The following is a 668-nucleotide window of genomic DNA, read 5'->3' on the forward strand; positions in this document are numbered from 1 at the left end:
ATATCGCCCAGTTCCTCCAACGTCTGCGCCATCACGACGCCCGCGCGTTCGACCTTGGTGCGCATCACGGCATAGTCGCCCGCCATCGCCCCCGTATGCGTCGCCGCCGAAGCGCGCGCGGCGGCGCTCTTGCCCGGATGCAGCAATACCAGCAGCTTGCCCGCCCGCCGCGCGCGCCGCGCAGCGTCGAGCAGTCGTCGTGGCTGCCGGAATTGCTCGGCAATCATCGCGACGACGCGGGTGCCCGGGTCGTCGAGCAGGAATTCCAGATAGTCCTCGAGATGGCTGGCCGCCTCGTTGCCGGTCGATACGGCATACGAAAGCGGCAGATGGCGGCTCGTCAGCGTGGTGTTGAGCACGGCCATCATCGCCCCGCTCTGCGACAGGATGCCGATCGCGGGCTCGCTGCGGCTGCGCTGCGCCTGCGCCGCGCTCACGTCGGTCTCGATGAACGTCAGCGGCACGCGGTCGAGATAGTTGATGCAGCCGAGGCAATTCGGCCCTTCGATGAGCATGCCCGTCTCGGCCGCGATCCGCGCGATCTCGTGCTGCTGCGCGATCCCTTCCGGTCCCGCCTCGGCAAAACCGGCGGAAAAGATCACGACGGCCCCCACGTTTCGGTCCGCAAGCTGGCGCACGGCGTCAAGCACCGCCGACTGTGGAATTGC

General features: G+C 68.0%; 1 protein-coding gene. It reads right to left on the reverse strand.

All coding sequences use genetic code 11. The features are described from left to right. Positions 1-668 (reverse strand): CoA-binding protein (locus tag P3W85_RS04910; RefSeq protein ID WP_276263942.1); only part of this gene is annotated, 668 nt, incomplete at both ends.

This window comes from Cupriavidus basilensis, from assembly GCF_029335485.1.
Classification (GTDB): Bacteria; Pseudomonadota; Gammaproteobacteria; order Burkholderiales; family Burkholderiaceae; genus Cupriavidus; species Cupriavidus basilensis_E.